The 2,998-nt window shown below is 67.6% G+C and carries 3 protein-coding genes; 1 reads left to right on the top strand and 2 read right to left on the bottom strand.

The window, feature by feature from the left end:
• Positions 1 to 836 (top strand): efflux RND transporter permease subunit (locus PHC73_RS13210; RefSeq protein WP_300129186.1); only part of this gene is annotated, 836 nt, incomplete at its 5' end.
• 137 nt (positions 837 to 973) lie between these two features.
• Here PHC73_RS13210 and PHC73_RS13205 read toward each other — a convergent pair.
• Together PHC73_RS13205 and PHC73_RS13200 are read right to left on the bottom strand one after the other, a co-directional pair.
• Entirely contained in the window at positions 974 to 1,459 is a 486-nt protein-coding gene (locus PHC73_RS13205; protein WP_300129183.1) for an aromatic-ring-hydroxylating dioxygenase subunit beta, read from the bottom strand.
• Positions 1,460 to 1,464: 5 nt separating this feature from the next.
• Positions 1,465 to 2,742, bottom strand: coding sequence for an aromatic ring-hydroxylating dioxygenase subunit alpha (locus PHC73_RS13200; protein WP_300129179.1), 1,278 nt, complete (start codon positions 2,740 to 2,742; stop codon positions 1,465 to 1,467).
• Between the last annotated feature and the right edge of the window lie 256 nt (positions 2,743 to 2,998).

The raw sequence follows: 2,998 nt of genomic DNA, 5'->3' as shown, positions 1-2,998 counted from the left end.
CGCGGCGGGACGAACTGCGCCCGCAGGAACTCGACCGCATCCAGCTCAGCAACGCCGCCGGGCAGGTGGTGCCGCTGTCCGAGCTGGTGCGGGTGCAGGATGCGCTCGAGGACGAGCCGATCCAGCACAAGGACAACGAGCGTGTGGTGTTCGTCGGCGGCGAGTACCTCACCGGCGCCGGCTTGTACGCGGTGCTGGGGCTGAATGGGCGCCTGCGCGCCATCGACGCCGGCGCCGGTGGGCTGCGCGTGGGCAATCTCGGCCTCTACGACGAGCCGCCGGACACCATCGGCGGCACCAACATGCTGTGGGAAGGCGAGACACGCATGATGCTCGACGCCTACCGCGACATGACCTATGCGCTGCTGCTGGCGATCTCGGTGGTGTATCTGATGCTGGTGGCTTATTACCGCTCGTTCGCCATCCCGCTGGTGGCGCTGGCGGCGCTGCCGCTGGCCTTCATCGGCGTGTTTCCGGGGCACTGGTTGATGGGTGCCGAGTTTTCGGGCGCCTCCATGGTCGGCATCATCGCGCTGGTGGGTATGGTGGTGCGGGCCTCGCTGCTGATCATCGAGTTCGGTCGCGACGCCGAGGCGCAGGGCATGACGCTGCGCGAGGCCATGCGCACTGCCTGCGCGCTGCGCCTGCGGCCGATCGTGCTGACCTCGCTGACCAACATCCTGGGCGCCACCGTCATGCTGCTGGACCCGGTGTTCCGCGGGCTCGCCATCAGCGTCATCTTCGGCACGCTGTTCTCGACCTTCCTCACCATGATCGTGGTGCCGGCGCTGTACTACGCCTACCGGCAGCGGTTGGTGCGGGTGGCGGCCGGCTAACCTGGGTTCGACCCGCCGGGGCAGAATGCTCCGAGCCTGAATCAACGGCATGAGCCGTTATTCAGGGGCCGCAGCGCGGGCGTGTACCGCGCTGCGGCGAGCGGAAAAATTCCAGGGACGGAGTTTTCCGTATCGATTCAAATAATCGGCGGCAGCAGCGGCACCAGGCCGTCGCCGGTCAGCAGCGCGACTTTCTTGTAAGCGATGCGCCAGCCGTCCCCCGCGCGCTTGAGGCGGTAGTCGCACTGCGCCGGCAGCACGTCGAGCGGCTGGTCTCGCCGCTGGTCGTTGTCCCGGTAGAGATAGATCACCTGGTTGCAGGCGAGCTCGGCTTGGGTCGCGTCGACGCGTTCCAGCAGCACGTTGCTCACCGTGTGCACGCTGCGGATGGGCGGGTCGCCCACCCAGTAGAACGGGCTCTCGGCGCGTTCCAGACGATCATCCACCATCGCCGGCGTGGCGTAGACGATGGAGCAGTGCCGCTGCGGGTCGCTGTCCGGGTCGCCGTTCGGCACCCAGTAGATGGCGTCGTCGGTGAGCAACTGCCGCCAGTCGCGAAATTTGCGCCGGTCGAGCAGGCGCACTTCGCGGAACAGAAAGGCTTCGGCCTCGGCCTGGTTCATGGCCGTCACCCGGCCGCCGCGAGGCGAATGCGGCTAGGCGCCGGCGGTCTGCCTTCCATCAGGCGCCGGTACTCGTAGTAGGGCGCGCGCTGCTGGGTCTCCTGCGTGTGGTGGCCATAGCGCAAGCCGTCGGGGGTGATCTGCTCGGACTTGATGCCCCGGTTGAACAGCACCCACGGCGCGGTGTACGCCTCCATGCCCTGCTGGATGCGGTCGAAGGTGGCCAGGTCGTCCGGCCCGCCGAAGCCGCCGGGGCCGTAGAAGAACTCGTGCTCGCGCACACGGCGCAGGTTCAGCTCCGCCGGCGCGCCGCTCAGCGAGGTGTGGTACTGGCGCACCTCGGTGCGGTCGGCGGCCAGCGGCCGGATCACCCGCACGTGGTACTCGAGGATGGCCATGTTCGGGAACAACACGATGTTGAAGCGGTGGCGCAGGGCGTCCATGGCCCGCTCGCGGCCGTGGGCGGCGATCAGCTGCTCGATGAACTCGGCCGGCCAGCGCTCATGCACCTGCGCATCGGTCAGCGTGTAGTTTTCGATGATGTTGTGGCCGAAGCCGAGGTCGTAGGCCTTCATGGGCAGGTTCTGGTACTGCTTCATGACCGGTACCCACTTGGCCATGATGTCGATGGCGGTGCGGTGGTTGTGCCAGACGTGGTAGCCCTCGACGCTGCCCTCGAGCTGCGCCTTCCAGTTGCCGCGGTAACGGTGCTTGTAGATGCCGGTGCGCCCGACGGTGATCTGGCCGCTCGGCGACAGGTCGCAGTAGTAGTCGATGTACTTCTTGGCGCGGCCGATGTGCGTGTCGAAATCGTGCACGTCGGGATTGAGGCTGGCGAACACGAAGCCGCGGTAGCTGCCGATGCGCGGCGCCGCCGGCAGGCCAAGACCGGCGAAGTCGAGTTCGCCGTCGTTGTAGCCGCGCGGCAGGCCGACCGCCTCGAGGCTGCCGTCCAGACGAAACGTCCATGCGTGGTAGGGGCACACGAAGCTGTCGGCGTGGCCGAACTCGCGCGCACACACGGTGGCGCCGCGGTGCGTGCAGCGGTTGGCGACAACGTGGATCCGGCCGGCCTCGTCGCGCGACAGGATCACCGGCACGCGGCCGATGAAGCTGGTTTTGTAGTCGCCCGGGTTGGGGACTTCGCTGTCGTGGCCCACGTACACCCAGGTGGCATGAAAAATCTTGTCGAGCTCTTCCTCGAAGATGGCGGGACTGCGGTACAACTCGGCGTGGTTGGCTTCCGGGCGCGAATACTCGGGCCGGTAGTGGCTTTCGGACATGGCGTGTCTCCTCGGTTCTCGCGCCAGTCTGTGGCGCGGCCGTGGCCATTATCGAACGTTCGGCCGCGCTATCCCTATTGATCCGGCGGTCGCCGCGTCCGCGCATCCCCGCCCCGAATCAACCCGGCCCTGTTCAGGGCCCTGACGGCCCCAGCCTGATGCGGTCCTGCGGTCCCGGCGCCACGCCGGTCGGGCGGGCGGCGAAGTAGGCCTCGAGCGCGTCCAGGTGTTGGGCGCCATCCAGGCGTCCACGATC

It is taken from the genome of Immundisolibacter sp. (assembly GCF_028696615.1).
Taxonomy (GTDB): Bacteria; Pseudomonadota; Gammaproteobacteria; order Immundisolibacterales; family Immundisolibacteraceae; genus Immundisolibacter.
This window is presented reverse-complemented; position numbering and strand designations above follow the sequence as displayed.

What these genes read in the sequence shown, in the direction of transcription:
- PHC73_RS13205 (WP_300129183.1), bottom strand. Translation starts at nt 1,459, where the DNA reads ATGAACCAGGCCGAGGCCGAAGCCTTTCTGTTCCGCGAAGTGCGCCTG.
- PHC73_RS13200 (WP_300129179.1), bottom strand. Translation starts at nt 2,742, where the DNA reads ATGTCCGAAAGCCACTACCGGCCCGAGTATTCGCGCCCGGAAGCCAAC.